The organism is Mucilaginibacter sp. NFR10 (assembly GCF_900100445.1).
Classification (GTDB): Bacteria; Bacteroidota; Bacteroidia; order Sphingobacteriales; family Sphingobacteriaceae; genus Mucilaginibacter; species Mucilaginibacter rubeus.
The window spans coordinates 67,570-86,807 of the sequence record NZ_FMTV01000002.1; the positions used below are offsets into that span (position 1 = coordinate 67,570).

The 19,238-nt window shown below is 41.6% G+C and carries 17 protein-coding genes; 6 read left to right on the forward strand and 11 right to left on the reverse strand.

The window, feature by feature from the left end:
• Positions 1–38 precede the first annotated feature (38 nt).
• From BLP33_RS08060 to BLP33_RS08070, 3 genes are all read right to left on the reverse strand, one after another.
• Positions 39–683, reverse strand: a complete 645-nt coding sequence (locus BLP33_RS08060) for a DUF4412 domain-containing protein (RefSeq protein ID WP_090526371.1) — start codon at positions 681–683, stop codon at positions 39–41.
• A gap of 79 nt (positions 684–762) precedes the next feature.
• Positions 763–2,865, reverse strand: coding sequence for a ComEC/Rec2 family competence protein (locus BLP33_RS08065; RefSeq protein WP_090526373.1), 2,103 nt, complete (start codon positions 2,863–2,865; stop codon positions 763–765).
• Positions 2,866–2,956: 91 nt separating this feature from the next.
• Positions 2,957–3,292 (reverse strand): MerR family transcriptional regulator, encoded by a 336-nt coding sequence (locus tag BLP33_RS08070; RefSeq protein WP_090526375.1) that lies wholly within the window; start codon positions 3,290–3,292, stop codon positions 2,957–2,959.
• Between the two features lie 102 nt (positions 3,293–3,394).
• Between BLP33_RS08070 and BLP33_RS08075 the strand changes: the two genes are divergently transcribed.
• On the forward strand, positions 3,395–5,275 hold the full coding sequence (locus BLP33_RS08075) for a transglutaminase-like domain-containing protein (RefSeq protein WP_090526377.1): 1,881 nt from the start codon (positions 3,395–3,397) through the stop codon (positions 5,273–5,275).
• Positions 5,272–7,512, forward strand: a complete 2,241-nt coding sequence (locus BLP33_RS08080; protein ID WP_090526379.1) for a DUF3857 domain-containing protein — start codon at positions 5,272–5,274, stop codon at positions 7,510–7,512. The genes BLP33_RS08075 and BLP33_RS08080 overlap by 4 nt, the downstream gene beginning before the upstream one ends.
• A gap of 104 nt (positions 7,513–7,616) precedes the next feature.
• On the opposite strand, the gene BLP33_RS08085 is transcribed toward BLP33_RS08080, so the two are convergent.
• Positions 7,617–7,817 carry a hypothetical protein gene (locus BLP33_RS08085; RefSeq protein WP_090526381.1) on the reverse strand — a complete coding sequence of 67 codons (201 nt, stop codon included), beginning with the start codon at positions 7,815–7,817 and terminating at the stop codon, positions 7,617–7,619.
• A 182-nt stretch (positions 7,818–7,999) separates the two neighbouring features.
• Here BLP33_RS08085 and alaS point away from each other — a divergent pair, with 182 nt between their 5' ends.
• Positions 8,000–10,639, forward strand: a complete 2,640-nt coding sequence (alaS, locus tag BLP33_RS08090; protein WP_090526383.1) for an alanine--tRNA ligase — start codon at positions 8,000–8,002, stop codon at positions 10,637–10,639.
• Between the two features lie 425 nt (positions 10,640–11,064).
• Here alaS and BLP33_RS08095 read toward each other — a convergent pair whose 3' ends face one another.
• Positions 11,065–11,577, reverse strand: coding sequence for a hypothetical protein (locus BLP33_RS08095; RefSeq protein ID WP_090526385.1), 513 nt, complete (start codon positions 11,575–11,577; stop codon positions 11,065–11,067).
• A 286-nt stretch (positions 11,578–11,863) separates the two neighbouring features.
• Between BLP33_RS08095 and gatB the strand changes: the two genes are divergently transcribed.
• From gatB to BLP33_RS08110, 3 genes are all read left to right on the forward strand, one after another.
• Complete coding sequence (gatB, locus tag BLP33_RS08100; RefSeq protein WP_090526388.1) at positions 11,864–13,333, forward strand: Asp-tRNA(Asn)/Glu-tRNA(Gln) amidotransferase subunit GatB; 1,470 nt, start codon at positions 11,864–11,866, stop codon at positions 13,331–13,333.
• The gene (locus BLP33_RS08105) at positions 13,334–14,479 is read left to right on the forward strand and encodes a TlpA disulfide reductase family protein (RefSeq protein WP_090526390.1); all 1,146 of its coding nucleotides are present in this window, start codon (positions 13,334–13,336) and stop codon (positions 14,477–14,479) included.
• A gap of 106 nt (positions 14,480–14,585) precedes the next feature.
• Complete coding sequence (locus BLP33_RS08110) at positions 14,586–15,275, forward strand: response regulator transcription factor (protein ID WP_022831601.1); 690 nt, start codon at positions 14,586–14,588, stop codon at positions 15,273–15,275.
• 80 nt (positions 15,276–15,355) lie between these two features.
• Here BLP33_RS08110 and arsB read toward each other — a convergent pair whose 3' ends face one another.
• The 6 genes from arsB to BLP33_RS08140 form a co-directional block, all read right to left on the reverse strand.
• Entirely contained in the window at positions 15,356–16,441 is a 1,086-nt protein-coding gene (arsB, locus tag BLP33_RS08115; RefSeq protein ID WP_090526392.1) for an ACR3 family arsenite efflux transporter, read from the reverse strand.
• A 1-nt stretch (position 16,442) separates the two neighbouring features.
• On the reverse strand, positions 16,443–16,868 hold the full coding sequence (locus tag BLP33_RS08120) for an arsenate reductase ArsC (RefSeq protein ID WP_090527580.1): 426 nt from the start codon (positions 16,866–16,868) through the stop codon (positions 16,443–16,445).
• 7 nt (positions 16,869–16,875) lie between these two features.
• On the reverse strand, positions 16,876–17,718 hold the full coding sequence (locus BLP33_RS08125) for an arsenite methyltransferase (RefSeq protein WP_090526395.1): 843 nt from the start codon (positions 17,716–17,718) through the stop codon (positions 16,876–16,878).
• Between the two features lie 40 nt (positions 17,719–17,758).
• On the reverse strand, positions 17,759–18,088 hold the full coding sequence (locus tag BLP33_RS08130) for an ArsR/SmtB family transcription factor (RefSeq protein ID WP_090526397.1): 330 nt from the start codon (positions 18,086–18,088) through the stop codon (positions 17,759–17,761).
• A gap of 153 nt (positions 18,089–18,241) precedes the next feature.
• Positions 18,242–18,727, reverse strand: coding sequence for a hypothetical protein (locus BLP33_RS08135; protein WP_090526399.1), 486 nt, complete (start codon positions 18,725–18,727; stop codon positions 18,242–18,244).
• 244 nt (positions 18,728–18,971) lie between these two features.
• A complete protein-coding gene (locus BLP33_RS08140) occupies positions 18,972–19,232 on the reverse strand; it encodes a DUF7674 family protein (RefSeq protein WP_090526401.1) in 261 nt (86 codons plus the stop codon).
• Positions 19,233–19,238: the final 6 nt, after the last annotated feature.

The following is a 19,238-nucleotide window of genomic DNA, read 5'->3' on the forward strand; positions in this document are numbered from 1 at the left end:
AAGGAACCTTTAATGAATTGTTAATGAAATATTTTCGATTACCTGCCGCCACTCATAGCTTTCAGGTCATCCAGGGTGATCTTTTCAAAATCGGCAGGGATGCCGAAAATACCGGCAGGGTTTTTTTGCTCAGTTATGCTTTTAACAGTAACCTCGGTGCTTTGGCCCTGTGAAAATGAAGTGTATTGTACCGGGAAACCACCAACAGATCGGTAGTATTTAGCAATAGCAGTTACAGGTACAGTAACATCATTAGTTACCCAGATATCATAAGTTTTGTTGGCTTTTGCATCTGTAGCTACCACTTTTTTGCAATTAAAACCCGAAATAACTTTAGTTTCGGTACCGGGAGCAAAAGTAAGAGTTGGTAATGAAGCCATAGCCTGGTCAACCTCATCAGGAGTAGCAACCGCAGCTTTTTTGATAGACGCAACAGGTACATCAACCATTACAACTAATGATTTACCATCGGCATCGGTTAATATTTTTATGGTAGCAGGCCCTGTAGTAAATTGCATTGCGGCCGAATCGGCGCGGAAATAACTTTTAGCTTCAACCTGTTGCCCCTGCATAGCCGTTGAAATAGTTACCACACCCTCTTTGTAAGCTTTTTGGGCGTTTGCGCTGATAGCTGTTGCGGTAAGGGCAAGGCCTAAGGCAACATTGAAAATTTTAATGTTCATGTTTTGAGTTTGATTTAATGCCAAATTAATTTTTAATAATTAAAAGACAAATTTTTAGATAAGTAGTTTAATATGTTTTTCAATTAGATGCTGTCACGAACGATTTGTTACGTTTTAATATTACATAATTGACATGCAGGGCACATGCCTGATCTGCAATAAATTGTACGGTTTTAGGGGCATTGGTAGCATCAATAATTATAGTATGATATTCGTGATTTTTATTAATAATAGCAAGCGGAATTTTAGGGCTCCCGGTTATGTATAGGTAGTCGGTTTTTTGTTTTACCGCGGATATGGTGTCCACATAATCTCTGTTCACAACAGCTATCGACCGATTTCGAAATTGAATAAAATTATTCTGTTTTCGTAAAAAGCCAGATCGGATATCCTGATCAGGTTGATACAAAGCGATGTTGTTTATTTTACAACTATCAAGATAGGGTTGGATAGAATATTGGTAGTTTTTATTGGTATCGGTTAGGTTACTTAGTACAAGAGCACGGTTACCGTTTTTAAAGATGATCCCTATGTTTTTGCGCAGGTTTAAAAAGGCGATGCTGTTGGTTGTATATGAGCGGTATGTTTTTATGCTGATACTTACAGCTAACAAAAATATCAATGCAATACCTGCTCTCAGCAGCCATATTTTTCTATCGTACAAAAAGTAAAAAACGCATATGATAATAGCGTAAAGCAACAGGTACTCGGTTGTGGTAAGCCATATTTTGTTAATGCTTGCCAACGGCAGGTGCTCAAACCTGGCCAGTACAGCGTTCATGAGCAGGATGGTTTTTTCGAGGAACCAGGCAAGGCCGGCAGATATAAAGGGGATTTGCGGCAATAGCAGGTAAAAGATCCCGCTATACATAATAACAGCTGTGGGAACGATGATGAACAGGTTGCTAAACAAAAAATAAACCGGGAACTGGTGAAAATAAAAAGCGCTCAGCGGAAAGGTAATCACCTGCGCGGCTATGGATACCGAACATAAGGCCCACAGCTTGTCAATCCATTTGTTATTAAAAATAAACCAGGCATAAACCACCGGCTGTAAAACAACAAGTCCGGCAACGGCAAGATATGACAATTGAAAGCCTACATCTGTTATCAGCAAAGGGTTATAAAGTAATAATATAAAAGCCGATATAGCCAGGATATTTAAATTGTTGATGTACCGGTTGTAGGTTTTCCCGATGATAACCGTGCTGATCATCACCGCTGCCCGACAAACCGCGGGTGAAAAACCGGTTAACATAGCATAATACCAGATGATAGGAATAATGATGATCGCTTTAATCACCCTGCCATGCCTGAATCTGTTCAGGAAATTCAACATAAATGCCAGCAAAGCCCAAATGATAGCCACATGAGCACCGGAAACCGATAACACGTGAATGGTGCCGGTTTTGGAATAGGCCTGCAATACATCTTCGCTTAAATCAGCTTTATAGCCTAATATTAAGGTGGAGGCTACGGCTATAGCATTTGGATCATGCATTTGTTTTTTTAACTTTTCAACCATTTGCCGCCTTAACGCCAGCGCGTTTGCTATGAACATATTGCCGGCGTGTGATTGCACCAAACGGTATTGCCCCGGGTATAAAAACTCCTGGTAATAAATGTTTTGATGGGCGAGGTATTTTTTATAATTAAACTCGGCAGGGTTAAAAGGCGGGTCGATAGCAGTGTATTTACCGGGGACCAACAGTTCATCGCCATAAGCCAGGTGCACCGCAGCACTATCTTTTATGGTGATCATTAACGTCCCGGTTGCCGGGAGGGAATTTTTTTGGTTGATGTTCGCTACAACGTTGGCCGTAAAATGGATCAGCCCGTTTTTAAACTGAGGTTCATTATTAATACGTACAAGCAGTCTTTGTGCCGGGAGTTTGGAAAAATGGCTGGTGTTATTGAGTTCGTTATTGTTGATGACAGCTATCCAGCCAGCAAGAAACAATAACAAGTGAATGATGATTCCGCCAAGCCACCGCCTTTTATAAACTTTAAAAGGGCTATAATAAAAATTAAGCAGGAGAAATAATATTAGCAGACTGGCAAACCCAATAGCCAAGGGCATTAAATAAGCGACAGACCTTAAATTGATCCCAGCGCTTATACCCAATAAAAAAGGAATCAATAAAATAACAACCGGGATCTCGCCCTTGTGGTTAGCGATCATATATCTTTACGGATTGTTATAGCAGGTGACAGCATGGTTATAGGTTAACCCGACGGTGTTTTGGAAATAAAGATAGTTTTTATGCGGAAGATTACAACTGATCGCGTACCTCAAGCAGGAATTTTTTGAGGTTTTCGAGCGAATCGATAACGCGCTGGTTATCCCTGGTATCGCTCATGTTGTTTTTAAGATGTTCTTTTGCTCCGTTTAAAGTGTAGCCCTTATCACGGATAAGGTGAAAGATGATCTTGAAGTTTTCAATGTCTTCAGGGGTGAAATACCGGTTGCCTTTTTTGTTTTTCTTAGGTTGCAGAACATCAAACTCTTTTTCATAAAAACGTATAAGCGACTGATTAACATCAAACATGGCCGATACCTCGCCCATGGTGTAGTACATCTTGCTTATCTCACGTTCTTTATACGGCATAATACAAATGTATCTATTTGATTTCGGAATTGGGAATTTCGATTTCGGAATTTTCTTTGAATCTGATCCATATAATTATATATTTATGGCTCTAATAACCTTATGACTATTAAACTATTGATAACATACACGCTGTGTGTGTTATGTACTATGCGGTTAAGTGCCCTCGAAGTTGATTCGGCTGTAACCATAACCTCCTTGAAAAATGAGTTTCGGTTTAATTGGAACAGCAAAGATAACCGTGTAGAGATCATCCAGAAACTTAATAATATCTACACCAGTAGTGCTTACCAGGTTAATTACACCGTATCTGAATTTTACAACAACAATATCTCTATTGATAATATAACCTGCAAAGTTGACGGCCGCACTCCCCGCGGTTTTAAACCTGAGTATACTTATTACAGCAATAATGATATTTTTTATTCGGACGAACGGTTGTGTTACTTTACGCTCGATCTGGCAAAAAAAGGAAGTATTAGCAATGTTACTTTTGAAGAAACCGTTAATGATCCCCGCTATTTTACCAATATTTATTTTGCTGATAACCTGCCGGTCCAACAAGGCGAAGTTAGTATCGAAATTCCGCGCTGGATGAAGGTGGAGATTAAGGAGTTTAATTTTAATGCTTTTAATATTAAAAAAAGTACCGTTTATAACAGCAGCAATGATGCCGATATTATAACATATAAGTTTACTAATATCCCGGCAATGAAAAAGGAATTGCATGGTCCGGGCCCAACCTACATATACCCGCATTTGCTCATCATGTGTAAATCGGCCATTGTAGGAAGTAAACAGTTTACTTATTTCAATACTCTTGCCGATCTTTATGCATGGTACCACGAGTTAGTAAAGGATGTGGCTGGCGACCCCGCGCTGTTACGTACTAAAAGTAATGAGCTCACTGCAGGGTTAACTAATGATTTAGATAAAATAAAAGCCATATTTTATTATGTTCAGGACAACATCAGATATATAGCATTTGAAGATGGCATAGCAGGTTTTAAACCTGAAAAAGCCGACGAGGTGCTAAGAAAAAAATATGGTGATTGTAAGGGAATGGCCAACCTGACCAAGGCTCTGCTTGTATCTGCAGGCTTTGATGCCCGGCTTTGCTGGCTGGGTACAAAACATATTGCTTATGATTATCAAACACCCTCAATGGCAGTTGATAATCATATGATTTGCGGGTTGCCTTATAAAGGCAAAACCTACTATCTTGATGCCACTGAAACCTATATAGGTATTAATGAATATGCTGAAAGGATACAAGGCAGACAGGTTTTAATGGAAGATGGTGATAAGTATATTCTCGGTAAAATACCATACGCGCAACCTCAGCAAAATGTAAGCAGCGAACTAAGCAAACTCTATATAAATGGCGCAAGCCTTGCCGGTAAAGTGAGCAACGTTTGGAAAGGAGAGGATAAAGAAGCAGTATTAGCCGGAATAAATAGCATTAAGCATGAAAATGTCGAAGATGTTATGAAACATTATCTTGCTGCAGGTAATACCGATTATGCCATCAATAACCTTGTTTTAAGTAGCACAAGCAATCCCGACAAAGATTTAAATGCCGGGTATGATGTTGATCGTAAAAGTGGAATATCTGCTTTTGGTAAAGAGTATTATATTGATCTGGATAACCGTAAGGAGCTTTCGGGTGCTGTCATAGCTATTGATGAGCAAAAAAATGATTATTGGTTTTCAAGAAAAGACCAGATTGCAGCCGAGACCGAACTCACGCTGCCGCCAGGTTATAAAACTGCAAGCATACCGCCCGGCGTTAACATATCCAGGCCGGGGTATGAGTTTTATATCACTTACATCAGTTCGCCCGGAAAAATCACTTATAAAAAAACGTTGCTCATAAAGAACACGCTGCTTACAAAAGCAAATTTTGTACAATGGAACCAGGATATTGAGCTCCTGAATAAAGCTTACAACGAAAATTTAGTTATAAAACCTGTATCACAATGAAAAAAACATTACGTTTATTATTTTTCTTTCCTCTGTTTGCCACGACCGCGGGTGCGCAAAACAATAACCAAACCTATGCGGAAAAAGCAGCCGAAATTCAGAAGGAGGTTTGGGGGACAACCGTGCCTGAATTTGCAACCACAAAGGTGCCTGTTAATTTAAGTAATGAAAGCGCCGTGGTTTTTGCCAAATCATACAGCATGCAAAGATCGCTGACCAATAAATTTAAATTTATGATCATCACGGCGTCGTCAACAACTCGGGCACTCAAGCTTACCACTTTTCACGAACGGGTTAAGATAAACGATAAATCAGCACTTGAAGATTTTTCAACTATATCTTACCAAAAACGTCTTGATGAAAGCGTACATATTTTGAGCGCTAAATTTTCCATGACACATGACACCTACATTGGGGCTAAGATCATTAAGCCAAGCGGCAAAGAAGTTGTGGTAAACACAAGCGAAGAAGTTCTGATCAAAAATGAAAAGAACGATCAGGTGAGTAAACTTGCCGTATCCGATTTGCAGGTTGGTGATATACTTGATTATTACGTGAGCACTGTCGAAGTAAACGAAAATGCAAGTACCGATAATTTTGCTGATAACGACATGGTTTTTGTATTGGCCGGCGAGTATCCTGTTTTATACAGTAGCTATGATTTTCAATATTCAAAAAAAGATAATGTAAAGCATATTTGTGCAAATGGCGCCCCGCAGTTTAATATAAGTACGAACGCAGCCGGCGACCAGATATACAGTTTAAAGGTCAGAGATCAGGCAAAATATTCGAGTGAATTTTGGACTTCCAAGTTTCGTCAGTTCCCTTATATCGAAATCAGCAGTTCACACACCATGGGTTTTGTAAAGTTTGTTTCGGGTGGTAAAGCAGGTGAAAGTGCTGCTGATAGGTTGCAGGCCAATAAAGCAATTTTTGAAGGAACTTTTACCGAGCGGAACATTCCTTACTTCAGCGATGTTGTTGATCGTTTAAAAAAATATTTCGACGGTAAAAAGAACATTAAAGCTGTACCGCTTGATAGCGCTATGAAGGTGCTTTACAATATCAGAAAGGGGATGGTTTTTGGTAGTTATAGTAAAGATGATGTTGGCAAAGTTGATGAAATCAATTATCGTCGTATGTCCTCAAAGTTTAATACGGTTGTTATGAGCATGGCTTTAAATGATCTGAAAATTGATCATGACGTATTATTGGTTTGTTCGCGTAATGCTAATACACTCGATAATATCTTTAATTATAGTGATTTTGACGCCTGTATCCGCATAAACGATACCAAGCCGCTATATATGTTTTTTGATGACGCCGCAACTCACTTTAATGAGATACCTCAACGCTTTCAGGGTGAAAAAGTGATTGTGCTTACTCCTAAGCGGGAAAGTTCAACCAAATATTCGTTTGCTGAAGGTACAGCGGTTTTGCCGGTAATGCAGGCCGCTGTTAATAATATCAATGAAGACATTAAGGTTTCGCTTTTGCCGGCCAATATGCAAAAAATAAAGATACAGAGGTTGGTTAAACAAACAGGGTTGATGAGGCATGATGATCAGTTACGTTTACTGCCGGTAGTTGATATTGATAACATCCTTATGGAATTATCTAAGAGTGAAAGGCTGGAAAAACGACTGGCAGAAAACCCTGAAACAAAAAAACTGCGTGATGATTTCAGCTACGCATTTTCGGATGATGAGTCAAAATCAGTAAAGAAATTTACATCTGAAATAAAAGCCCAGTACGAGCAGGAGCCAACCCAGGTTACAGATTGTAAAATTATTAACGCCGCTCTTGATAACAGCAATCCAGTTTTTCAGTACTCAGAATCATTTGTATTGGATAATCTGGTAAAAAAAGCGGGCAATAATTATATTATTGACGCAGGTAAACTTGCAGGATCGTTTTACAAACTGGTGGAAAAAGAACGAAAACGCACTTATGACGTGTATATGCCATGCTCCCGTAGTTTTAAATACACCATAAACATTGCTGTACCACAGGGATATACAGCCAAAGGCCTTGAGGAAATAGCAGCAAAAAAGACTAATAAAACCGGTTCGTTTTCGTCAGAAGCAACCCTTAACGGTAATGTTGTAACCATTGTGATAACACGTGTTTACAATAATAATTTTGAAAAAGCAGAAAACTGGCCGCTCCTTAGCGAGGTGATTGACGCTTCAGCGGGATTCAATGCGCAGAAAATACTGTTTGAGAAAAAAAGTTAATGACTGTTTAAAAAAGTCCGGATACTACATTCGGACTTTTTTAAACCCGCTCTATAATTGCATCAGTAATTATTTTTAATGTCCGCTAAATCTGTATCGTATGGCTATTTGGTTTCGCTCCAGGGCAGGGAAGACGCTTTGCCTGCCAGGAAATCAGCTTTGCGGCTGGCCAGGTCTTTAGCCTGTTGTTCAAGCACAGCGTCGTTTTCATTATCTATGCGATAATTATAATCCAAACTGTCAAGAAAAGCCAGGAGTACTCGCTTCTCCTGTTCGTTTTGAATATCAACTCTTAAAGTTTCCATAAACAAATTTAAAGCAAATAAGGTAAATTGTATTAAAATATATCGACGAATGAGGGTTAATATGATGTAATTAATAAATAAAGCTCAAATTGAAAGTCCCTCAGGGGCTCTCGGAGTAATTCCTTTTACTTTCCGACTTCCGGACTTTCTGACTTCCCGACTATTATTTACCTTTGCTCCCTATGACTGCTACCGAAATACGACAGGCTTTTCTTGATTTTTTTGTTTCAAAGGGACACACCATCGTTCCTTCGGCGCCAATTGTAATTAAAAACGATCCAACCCTGATGTTCACCAACGCGGGGATGAACCAGTTTAAAGATATATTTTTAGGCGAAGCGGCACCCAAGGCCAGCCGCGTAGCGGATACCCAACGTTGTTTACGCGTATCCGGCAAGCATAACGATCTGGAAGAGGTGGGTATCGATACCTATCACCACACCATGTTTGAGATGCTGGGCAACTGGAGCTTTGGCGACTACTTTAAAAAACAAGCCATAGCCTGGAGCTGGGAACTGCTTACCGAAGTTTACAAGCTGCCTAAAGACCGCCTGTACGTTACCTATTTTGAAGGCGACGAAAAGGAAGGTCTTGAAGCCGATACCGAAACCTACGAACTGTGGAAGCAGTATGTAGCTGAAGATCACATCCTCCGTGGTAACAAAAAAGACAACTTTTGGGAAATGGGCGAAACAGGCCCATGCGGCCCTTGCTCGGAGATCCATTTTGACAGCCGCCCGGATAACGAGCGTGCCGAAGTAAGCGGCGCCATCTTAGTTAATGCCGATCACGACCAGGTTATCGAGATCTGGAATGATGTATTTATGCAATTTAACCGCCTTAAAGGTGGTGTATTGCAACCGTTGCCTAACAAACATGTGGATACCGGGATGGGTTTTGAGCGTCTGGTACGCGTGCTGCAAGGCAAAACATCAAATTATGATACCGATGTTTTTCAGCCGATGATCCAGTTCATTGCCGAAAAATCTGGGAAGAAATATAACAGCGCCGCTAAACCAGGTGATACCGATTGGAATGACGCTGTGGCTATGCGCGTACTGGCTGATCATATCCGCGCCATAAGCTTTGCTATTGCTGACGGACAACTGCCTGCGAGTAATAAAGCAGGTTATGTAATCCGCAGGATTTTACGTAGGGCAGTGCGTTACAGCTATCAAACTTTAGGATTTAAAGAACCTTTTTTTAATCAGCTGGTACCTTTATTGGCTGAACAGTTTAAGGGTGTATTTGATGAATTATATTCTCAAAAGGATTTTGTACAGAAGGTAGTTTTGGAGGAGGAAATTTCTTTCTTAAGAACACTGCAGCAGGGTATAAGCTATTTTAATAAAAGCGTGAGCGGCAATAATGATAAAGTTTTAAGTGGCGCCCTCGCATTTGAATTATCTGATACCTACGGCTTTCCTATCGATCTTACCGAATTGATGGCGCGCGAAATTGGCTGGACAGTAGATATGGTGGGTTTTGAGGCCGCCCTCCAAGAACAGAAAACCCGTTCCCGTGCAGCAACCGCCATCGATACCGGCGATTGGATCGTTTTAAAAGACGATGAATCGGTAGAGTTTACTGGTTATGACGAAACCGAAACCATTGCCCATATCGTAAAATATCGTAAGGTAACCGCTAAGGGCAAGGAGCAATACCAGTTGGTGCTGGATAAAACACCTTTCTATGCTGAAAGCGGTGGCCAGGTAGGGGATAAGGGCGAACTGGTTTTCCCTGATGGGGAGATCATCCTGGTTACAGATACGAAAAAGGAGAACGGACTGATAGTTCATTTTACCGATAAATTGCCGCAGGATATTGACGATGCCTTAACTGCTATTGTTGATCCTGCTCTACGCAGCCAAACCAATAGTAATCACTCGGCTACGCACTTGCTGCATGCTGCCATGAAACAGGTTTTGGGTAGCCATGTAAATCAAAAAGGATCATTGGTGAATGCTGATTACTTAAGGTTTGATTTTTCACACTTCGCTAAAGTTACCGATGAGGAACTGGCGCAGATCGAGGCCATCGTAAACCAAAAGGTACGCGAAAATATTCCGTTGAAAGAAGAGCGCAGCGTACTCTATGCTGAAGCCATCAGTAGTGGTGTAACTGCCCTGTTTGGTGAAAAATATGGCGAGTATGTACGTGTAATTACTTTTGATGACAACTTTAGCAAGGAGCTTTGCGGTGGTACGCACGTGAAAGCTACCGGGCAAATTGGTTTCTTTAAAATTATTGCCGAAAGTGCTGTAGCTGCCGGTGTTCGCCGTATTGAAGCTATTACCGGTGTTGCTGCCGAAAAATATATCGTTACCCAAAACGCTTTGGTTAACCAGTTAAAAGAATTGCTTAAGAATCCAAAAGACCTTTCAAAAAGCATTGAAAGCTTACTGGACGAAAACGCTAAACTGAAAAAGGAGATCGAAAAATCGATCCTTGAGAAATCATCAGGCTTAAAAACTGAGCTGGCCCAAAAAGCCGAAGCTATTGGTGATATCAATTTCATCGCCCAAAAAGTTGCCCTGCCTAACGCCGATGCGGTTAAGAACCTGGCTTACCAGCTTAAAGATATCGTATCGAACCTGTTCCTTGTGCTGGTTGCTGATTTCGATGGCAAACCAAGCATTACCGTAATGATTGCCGAAAACCTGGTAAAGGAAAAAGGCCTGCATGCCGGTAACATCGTTAAAGAGCTGGCTAAAGAAGTTAAAGGCGGTGGCGGCGGTCAGCCGTTTTTCGCTACAGCTGGTGGCAGTGATGTAAGCGGATTGGATAATGTATTGGTGAAGGCGAGGAGTTTTGCGGGGTAAATAACCCCTCCATCACGTCATTGCGAGTAACCATCAGGGAAGCCCTGAAAAAAGCCGTGATGACATGTGAAACATATTTTAGCGATGGTGCGCGGGGGCCGCGTTAGGGATTGCAGTGTAAAGCCCACAGCGAGCGTTAGGATTGTGGGCAGGAAAAGCGAGGACTTGTAACGGAAAGCCCGGGCCGTAGGCAACGCCCACGTTATAAAACTGATCGAAAAAATACACTTTAATAACTTACAATCACGTCATTATAAGGTACGAAGCAATCCCTAATGAGTTGAGCGGCTAAGCAAGTATCTCTGTAACGTTGGGGATTGCTTCGTACCTCGCAATGACGAGTTTAATAAAATAAAAAAACGACCACCTCCACTGAAGCGGTCGTTTTTATTTATATACTTTTTAGGGGAAAGCCTGTTGGACAATTAATGGCGGCGACCATTTTTTTGTCCACGGTGTTCAACTACGCGGGTACGTTTTACTACGGTTTTATGCGGCTTTTGGTAATGGTTTACTACCCTGGTACGGTTAACCACATGTGTGCGGTTCATTACCCTGGTGCGATAGTTATCTCGCACTATAACATTCTTTGTACCGCGGTAGCGGGCATAGGTGTCACGGTCGTGTGTAAAATAGGTATACGCTCTTGGGCGGTTTACGGCCACTTTGTAACCTGTCGCAATGTTGTAGCTGGCATAGCGTGGCGGCAATGATCGCCTCCAAACCCAGTTTCCGCCATCCAAATAAACATATTGATGAGTAGGGACATAATAGTAGCTTTCTACATCGGGTAAGTAGTAATAATTAATACCCGCATATTCGGCGGGCGGGTTCCATAAGCCAACATTTAAATTTACACTTACCTGTGCATTTGTCCTGGTAACCGAAGCTGCAAGTAAAAAACATCCTGCAAGCATTCCTAAAATTAATTTTTTCATGGTGTCTGTCTAAATATGAACACTTATTCAATTTCTGTGCCTGACAAATAAATAGACAGCGGAGGATACAGAAAGTTTAATCATGCTGATGACAGGCATGTTTTGAATTGAATATTCCCATCAACTGATCTCCAATCATCTGCTATAATCTCTATAACCCCTACCTTACAACTATATAATTGCACTTTTACCGTTGTTTTAAAAGCAAAATGGTGTTGTTACTGTATTAATCTTTATATATTTGACTTTTATACATCAGTAAAATCATAGCTGAATTTTTATTTTTATGACAGTTCTCGCAGACGGGGTAGCTGAAAAGTACGAGTTGGTGATAGGCCTCGAAGTACACGCGCAGTTATCTACATCAAGTAAGATATTCTCGGCAGATTCGGCTGCCTTTGGTGCCGAACCTAACCGCCATGTTAGCGCGGTATCGCTGGGCCATCCAGGCACTTTGCCCTTTATTAATAAAAAAGCGGTTGAATATGCCGTTAAAATGGGCCTGGCCTGTAATTGCACTATCAACCTGAATAACAGCTTCGCCCGTAAAAATTATTTTTATGCCGATCTGCCCAAAGGCTACCAGATTAGTCAGGACCAGGCGCCTGTTTGCCTTAACGGTTATGTGCCCGTGAAACTGGCCGATGGCACTGAAAAGAACATAGCCCTGCACCACATTCACATGGAAGAGGATGCCGGGAAAAGTATGCACGATCAGCACCACGCCGATTCACTGATCGACCTGAACCGCGCCGGTGTACCGCTGGTGGAGATCGTATCTGAACCGGATATGCGCAGTGCCGAAGAGGCTGGCCAGTTCCTCACCGAAATGCGTAAAATTCTCCGCTATCTTGATATTTGCGATGGTAACATGGAAGAAGGCAGCATGCGCTGCGACGCTAATATTTCGGTGCGGCTTAAAGGTGCAACTGCCTATGGTAACCGTTGCGAGGTAAAAAACCTTAACTCCATTCGTAACGTGCAGCGTGCTATTGAGCATGAGTTTGCTCGCCAGGTAAACATTATTGAAGCCGGCGGCCACATCGATCAAAATACGCTGAACTTTAATGCTGATACAGGTGAAACTTCAGTGCTCCGTTCAAAAGAAATGGCCAACGATTACCGCTATTTCCCCGAGCCGGACCTGCCGCCTTTGAAGCTTACCAATGAGTATGTGGAAAACGTCCGTAAAAGCTTGCCCGCGCTACCCGGTCAGTTGTATCATAAGTACACCGAGCAATTAGGCTTAACCACTTATGACGCCTCGGTTATCACTGCTGATAGGGACACCGCTTTTTATTTTGAATCGCTGATAAAATATACCGATCATTATAAAGCTGCCGCTAACTGGCTGATGGGTGCTGTACGCTCATACCTGAATGATCATAACCAAACCATTGGTAACTTTGCTGTTACGCCGCAAAACCTTGCCGCCCTCATCAAACTAATTGACACCGGGGTGATAAATAATTCTGTAGCTTCGCACAAATTATTTCCTGCCATGATCAAAGAACCCGGCAAAAAACCGGATGATCTGGCTAAGGAGCTTAACCTGCTGATCAGTGCCGATGGTGATGATGTAACCCGTTTTATAAAGGATGCCATCGCCAAATATCCTGATAAGGTTAAGGAATACCAAAAGGGGAAAAAGGGCGTTTTGGGCCTGTTTATGGGCGAGATCATGAAAAGCTCAAAAGGGAAGATCGACCCGCAGAAAACTAACCAGCTATTGATAAAGGAATTAGAAGCTAAGTAAATGAAATTTAAAAATCTGGCTGCCGGCGCGTTGTTATTGCTTAGCGCGGGCATGTACTCTTGTAAAAACGAATCACAATTTAGTGTTTCGGGAACTATCAAAAATCCGGGTAACCTTAAAGCTGTTTATTTGATTGAGGCCGATAGCTCGGGCTTAAAGGTTGTTGATTCTACTTCGTTAGGTGAGGGCGGTAAGTTTGAGTTTAAGCATGTAGCGCTTTATCCAAACTTGTTTAAACTTAGGGTAGGCAATACTGGTCCGCAGGGCGGCGAAATGCAGGGCGAAAACCTGTACGATTTCATTGCTAAAAATGGCGACGATATTGAGTTTGAAACAGACAATAACAATAAAAACCACGAGTATACTATCAAGGGTTCCGATGATTCGGACAAGATAAAGGAGTTTAACCGCATCAGTAATCTTTACGGCGATAAAAATGCCAAGCTTTTTGCCGAATACCAGGAAAAATCTCGCGGTGAGCGGAACGATTCGCTGCTGAAAATATATATGCCTATATTTTTAAAGAATGTGAATGAAGGCGGCGAAGCGGTTTTAAAATTTGTGAACGATAATAAAAAATCGCTTGCGGGCTTTTATGCAGCTACCACGCTCGATCCTACCAAATACGAAGCCCAGCTTATTAAATTTGCCGATGAAATTAGGGGCGATTTTAAAGATAACCCTACCGTACAAAAGTTTATCGCGCAAATGGATAAGGCTAAGCCGATATCCCTTGGTCATAAAGCGCCCGAGTTTACCGTTAACGGTATTGATGGCAAGCCAATTAATTTGTCTGATTACAAGGGCAAATATGTAATGATTGATTTTTGGGCTTCATGGTGCCAGCCTTGCCGCCAGGAAAATCCTAATGTGGTTAAACAGTACAATGCCTTTAAAGGTAAAGGCTTTAACATCTTAGGTGTTTCCCTTGATAAAGACAAAGCGCCATGGCAAAAAGCTATCAGCGATGATAAACTTGCCTGGGCCCATGGTTCGGATCTAAACGGCTTTGAAGGCCCTACAGAAAGGCTTTACCATATTGAAGCTATCCCTTCAAATTTCATCATCGATCCGCAGGGAAATATTGTTGCCAAGAATATTACAGGCGCCGATCTTGAAGCTTTTTTAAATAAAACATTTAAATAGCCTCAACTTAGGGTTAATATAAGGTAACGTTTAACAATTTGTTAATATTGGCTTAACTATTAGCTGTTGTAAAGCGTATACTTTTATACAAAAAATTTAACGCAACATGAGCAGCACCGCAAAACAGAAAATACTTATTGTTGATGATGAACCGGATATTTTAGAACTGATTGAGTATAACCTCAAAAAGGAAGGTTACCAGGTGTTTTTAGCACGTAACGGCCAGGAAGCTGTTGCCGAGGCGAAGAAAGCCTTGCCTGATCTGATTGTACTTGACATCATGATGCCTAAAATGGATGGGATAGAAGCATGCCGCATTATGCGCACCATGCCCGAGTTTAAAAATACCTTTATGGTGTTTTTAACAGCCCGCAGCGAAGAGTATTCGGAAATTGCCGGTTTTAACGTAGGTGCCGATGATTACATTGCAAAACCTATCAAGCCACGTGCGCTGGTTAGCCGCATAAACGCCATACTTCGTCGTAATGCCCCTGCCGAAGACGTAATTGATAATAAACTGGAAATAGGCGACCTGGTTATCGACCGTGAAGCTTACCTGGTTTATAAAAACGGTGTTAAAGTAGTATTGGCCAAAAAAGAATTTGAGCTGTTGTACCTGCTGGCTTCAAAACCCGGCAAAGTTTATACCCGTGAGGTGATCCTTAAAAACATCTGGGAAGATTCGGTAGTGGTTACCAATCGCACCATCGACGTACACATCCGTAAACTACGCGAAAAACTGGGCGACGATTGCGTTGCTACTGTGAAGGGTGTGGGTTATAAGTTTGAAGCTTAAGCCCCCCGGCCCGGAAGGGATTTATTAAAAAAGCGATTGGATTGTCCCCAATCGCTTTTTTTTGTGGGATGGCATTGTAATTAGTCCCCTTTGGCTATAACTTCATTACGATAGTATTTTCTGCGAAGCCAAAATGCCACGTTAACCAGCGCTATCAGTGCCGGAACCTCAACCAGCGGGCCGATTACCCCTGCAAAGGCTTGCCCCGAGTTAATACCAAATACACCAATAGATACCGCGATAGCCAGTTCAAAATTATTGCCGGTAGCTGTAAACGCAATGGAGGTACTTTTTGAGTAATCGGCACCAAAATATTTGCCGATGTAGAAACTAAGCAGGAACATAATTGCAAAGTAAAATACCAGCGGTATAGCAATGTGAACCACATCCATAGGAATTTGTACGATGAGCCTACCCTTGAGGCTAAACATGAGTATAATGGTAAACAACAGCGCGATAAGCGTTATGGGCGAAATAAAAGGAACAAATTTTTGCTGAAACCAACCCTCGCCCTTTAGTTTGATCAATGTGTAGCGACTAATAATACCAGCGGCAAAAGGAATACCAAGATAGATACCCACGCTTTTGGCAATCTGGAGCATGGTAATATGTACCTGGAGACTTTTAAAGCCAAGCACCGGCGGCAGTACGGTTATAAAAATGTAAGCATATACGCTATATAAAAGTACCTGGAAAATACTGTTCAGGGCTATCAAACCGGCGGCATATTCGCGGCTGCCATCGGCAAGTTCATTCCATACTACAACCATGGCAATACAACGGGCAAGCCCAATTAGTATCAGCCCTGTCATATATTCGGGGTAACCGCGCAGGAAAACGACAGCTAAAACGAACATTAGGACGGGGCCTATTATCCAGTTTAAAACAAGCGAGGCACTTAATATCTTTACATCTTTAAATACCCTGCCCATTTGTTCATATTTTACTTTGGCAAGCGGCGGGTACATCATTAATATGAGGCCGATCGCCAACGGAATATTAGTAGTCCCGCTCGAAAACGAATTGATAAAATCGGACGATGAGGGTATAAAATACCCTGTTACAACGCCTATAGCCATAGCCAGGAAAATCCAGATGGTGAGATAACGATCAATAAAACCGAGCCGTTTTCGTTCAACAGCCGGAGTGCAATTATTGGCAGACATATTATTGCGCTTCGGTTAAATGCTGTTCTACAAATTGTTGGGTATACGCTTTGATCTGTTCACGTACTTTTCTGAATTCGCCCATTACTTCATCTTCGGTGCCGCGGGCTTTGGCCGGATCCGGGAAGTTGTAATGAAAACGTTTCACATTCCCCGGAAAGTAAGGGCAGGCTTCGTTAGCATTATCGCAAACGGTTATTAAATAATCAAAAGCAACGTTGGCGTATTCATCCACATGGTTTGAGGTATGGTTGGAAATATCAATATCATCCTCGGCCATGGTTTTAATGGCTTTGGGGTTTACGCCATGTGTTTCAATGCCTGCACTGTATATGTTTGCTTTACTGCCCGCAAAATGCTTTAAATATCCCTCGGCTATCTGACTCCGGCAACTATTGCCTGTGCACAGTACTAATATATTTTTCATAATTGTTTTATTGGCAGCAGCCTGGTTCGCAGCATACTTTTGTTTCGGGTTTTTCGGCATACACGGTGACGCTTACAATAGCGCTGTTGCCGTTTTTAAATTCGTTAATTTCATCTGCCGATAGGTAATTGCTTAAAATATCATCAGGAATAATAATGGCTTTTTCTTTTTGCACAATGATATTGACAAAACCATTTTTGCTGATGAGCTCAAGGTATTCCTCTTTTTGAATGGCCCCTGATACGCAGCCTGCATACATTTCGGCGGCTGTCCTGATCTTTTCGGGCAGGCTGCCTGTCAATACAATATCCGAAATGCTAAAATGGCCCCCGGGTTTCAATACGCGGTAAATGTCTTTAATGACAGCGTTTTTATCAGGCACCAGGTTTAATACACAGTTGCTTACAATCACATCGGCCGCGTTGGCAGTTACCGGCATATGCTCGATATCGCCCAAACGGAACTCCACATTATTAAAGCCAAGTTTGTCGGCGTTTTCGCGTGCCTTGCTAATCATAGCTTCTGTAAAATCAATTCCTATTACTTTGCCGGTCTCGCCGGTTTCGGAGCGGGCTATAAAGCAATCATTACCTGCACCGCTGCCGAGGTCAATTACCGTATCACCCTTTTTAATTTGGGCGAATTGCGTGGGCAAACCGCAGCCTAAACCAAGATCGGCATCGGCATTGTAACCCTGCAGTTTGGTATAATCTTCGCTCATGATATTATAAACCTCGGTTGAACATCCGCTGGCTCCGCAGCATGATGATTGATTGGTATCCTTGTCCTGTAAGGCAATTTCGCTGTATTTCAGCTTTACCAACTCTTTTAATTCCTCGTTTGTTTTCATTTGTGTATTGCAATATTACGATTAATGTGACCAAAAAATTTTAACAGCAATTATTGAAGTCTTTGTACGATGAGAATAGTTTATTCAACTCATCATTCAGGTTTTGCCAGGCTTCGGGTTCAATGCAGTAGCAAACGCTTACGCCTTCAATGGTACCCTGTATAAGGCCGGCATTCTTTAATTCTTTAAGATGCTGGGACACTGTAGGTTGGGCAAGCCCCAGTTCAGATGACAGATCCCCACAGATACAAGCCTTGGCTTCAATAATAAGCTGCAGGATGGCAATACGGGCCGGATGAGCGATAGCTTTAAGCTGCACAGCCAGTTTGTTCTGCTCGTCGGTAAATATTTCTGTTTTAGTGATTCCCATAATTATATTGCAATATTACGATTAATTAAATTACTGTCAATAGCTTTTACAATTTAATTTTCGGCTGGATGTTGATTGATGAAGTAAATTCGGACAGAGGAGAGGAAGACCTGCGAAGTTTCTAAAACTTCGCAGGTCTGAAAATTAGCAATCTTACTTAGCTGTAGCTGCCGCTTTCTTTTTAACGCTGGTAGCTGCTTTAGCAGTTTTCGATGCTACGGCTTTCTTAGCTTCCGTGGCTTCAGTTTTGGCTTTTGTGGTAATAGCTTTTGCTTTAGTTGCTGCCTTTGCTTTTACTTCAGCCGCAGCTTGTTTAGCGGTTGCTGCTTCATCTTTTGCTTTGGCGGTAATGGCTTTAGCCTTAGTTTCGGCTTTGGCTTTTACTTCAGAAACTGCGTTTTTTGCTTTGGCGGTTACCACATTTGCTTTTTTAGCTGCTGTGGTTTTAGTTGGCGCAGCTTTTTTGGTAGCCGTGGCTTTTTTAGCGGTTACTTTTTCCTTGATATCCTCTATTTTTTCTTCGGCTGCTTCTTTTACGTCTTCGGCTGTATCTTTTGTGCCTTCCCAAAGGCTTTCAATTGTTTCTTTAACCTTCTCGAAAAATCCTTTTTCTTCGGGTTGGGTTGATTGATCACTCATGATGTTTTTATAGATAGGTAAACAGATTGTTATTAATTAACCTGTTAACCTCAAAAAGTTTAGGTTTGTTTTAAATCTGCTTAACAAACATTAAACATCGAAGCCATTAAGATCAGCCCGTAAACCTGGCATTACTCAATCCATATAAGCCGTCTATTATTTTTAAAGTAGCCTCGCCAACTCTTTGGTTCAAGAGTGATCGTATCTCGATATAGATATCCAGTTTAACCCATAGATGGATCGCTTACAGTGTTTCGGATTTATCACCTAAATGTTCATAAAATGATACTCCGGCAGCATTCCACAGGTTTTCAGATTTTTGCCTGAAACACCATTCGGCAAAATCATAGTTCTTTTTGAGTTGTGCGACGTTATTACTTTTATGAGAAGCTACAGTAACCGGTAATAACTCCATGAAAACGCCATAAATTGAAGTTTGTGGATCCTCAAAGTCCTTCTTTAAGGAAGGGAGGCATTCAATTGCCCGTTTTCGCCAGGCGCTCATAACTGC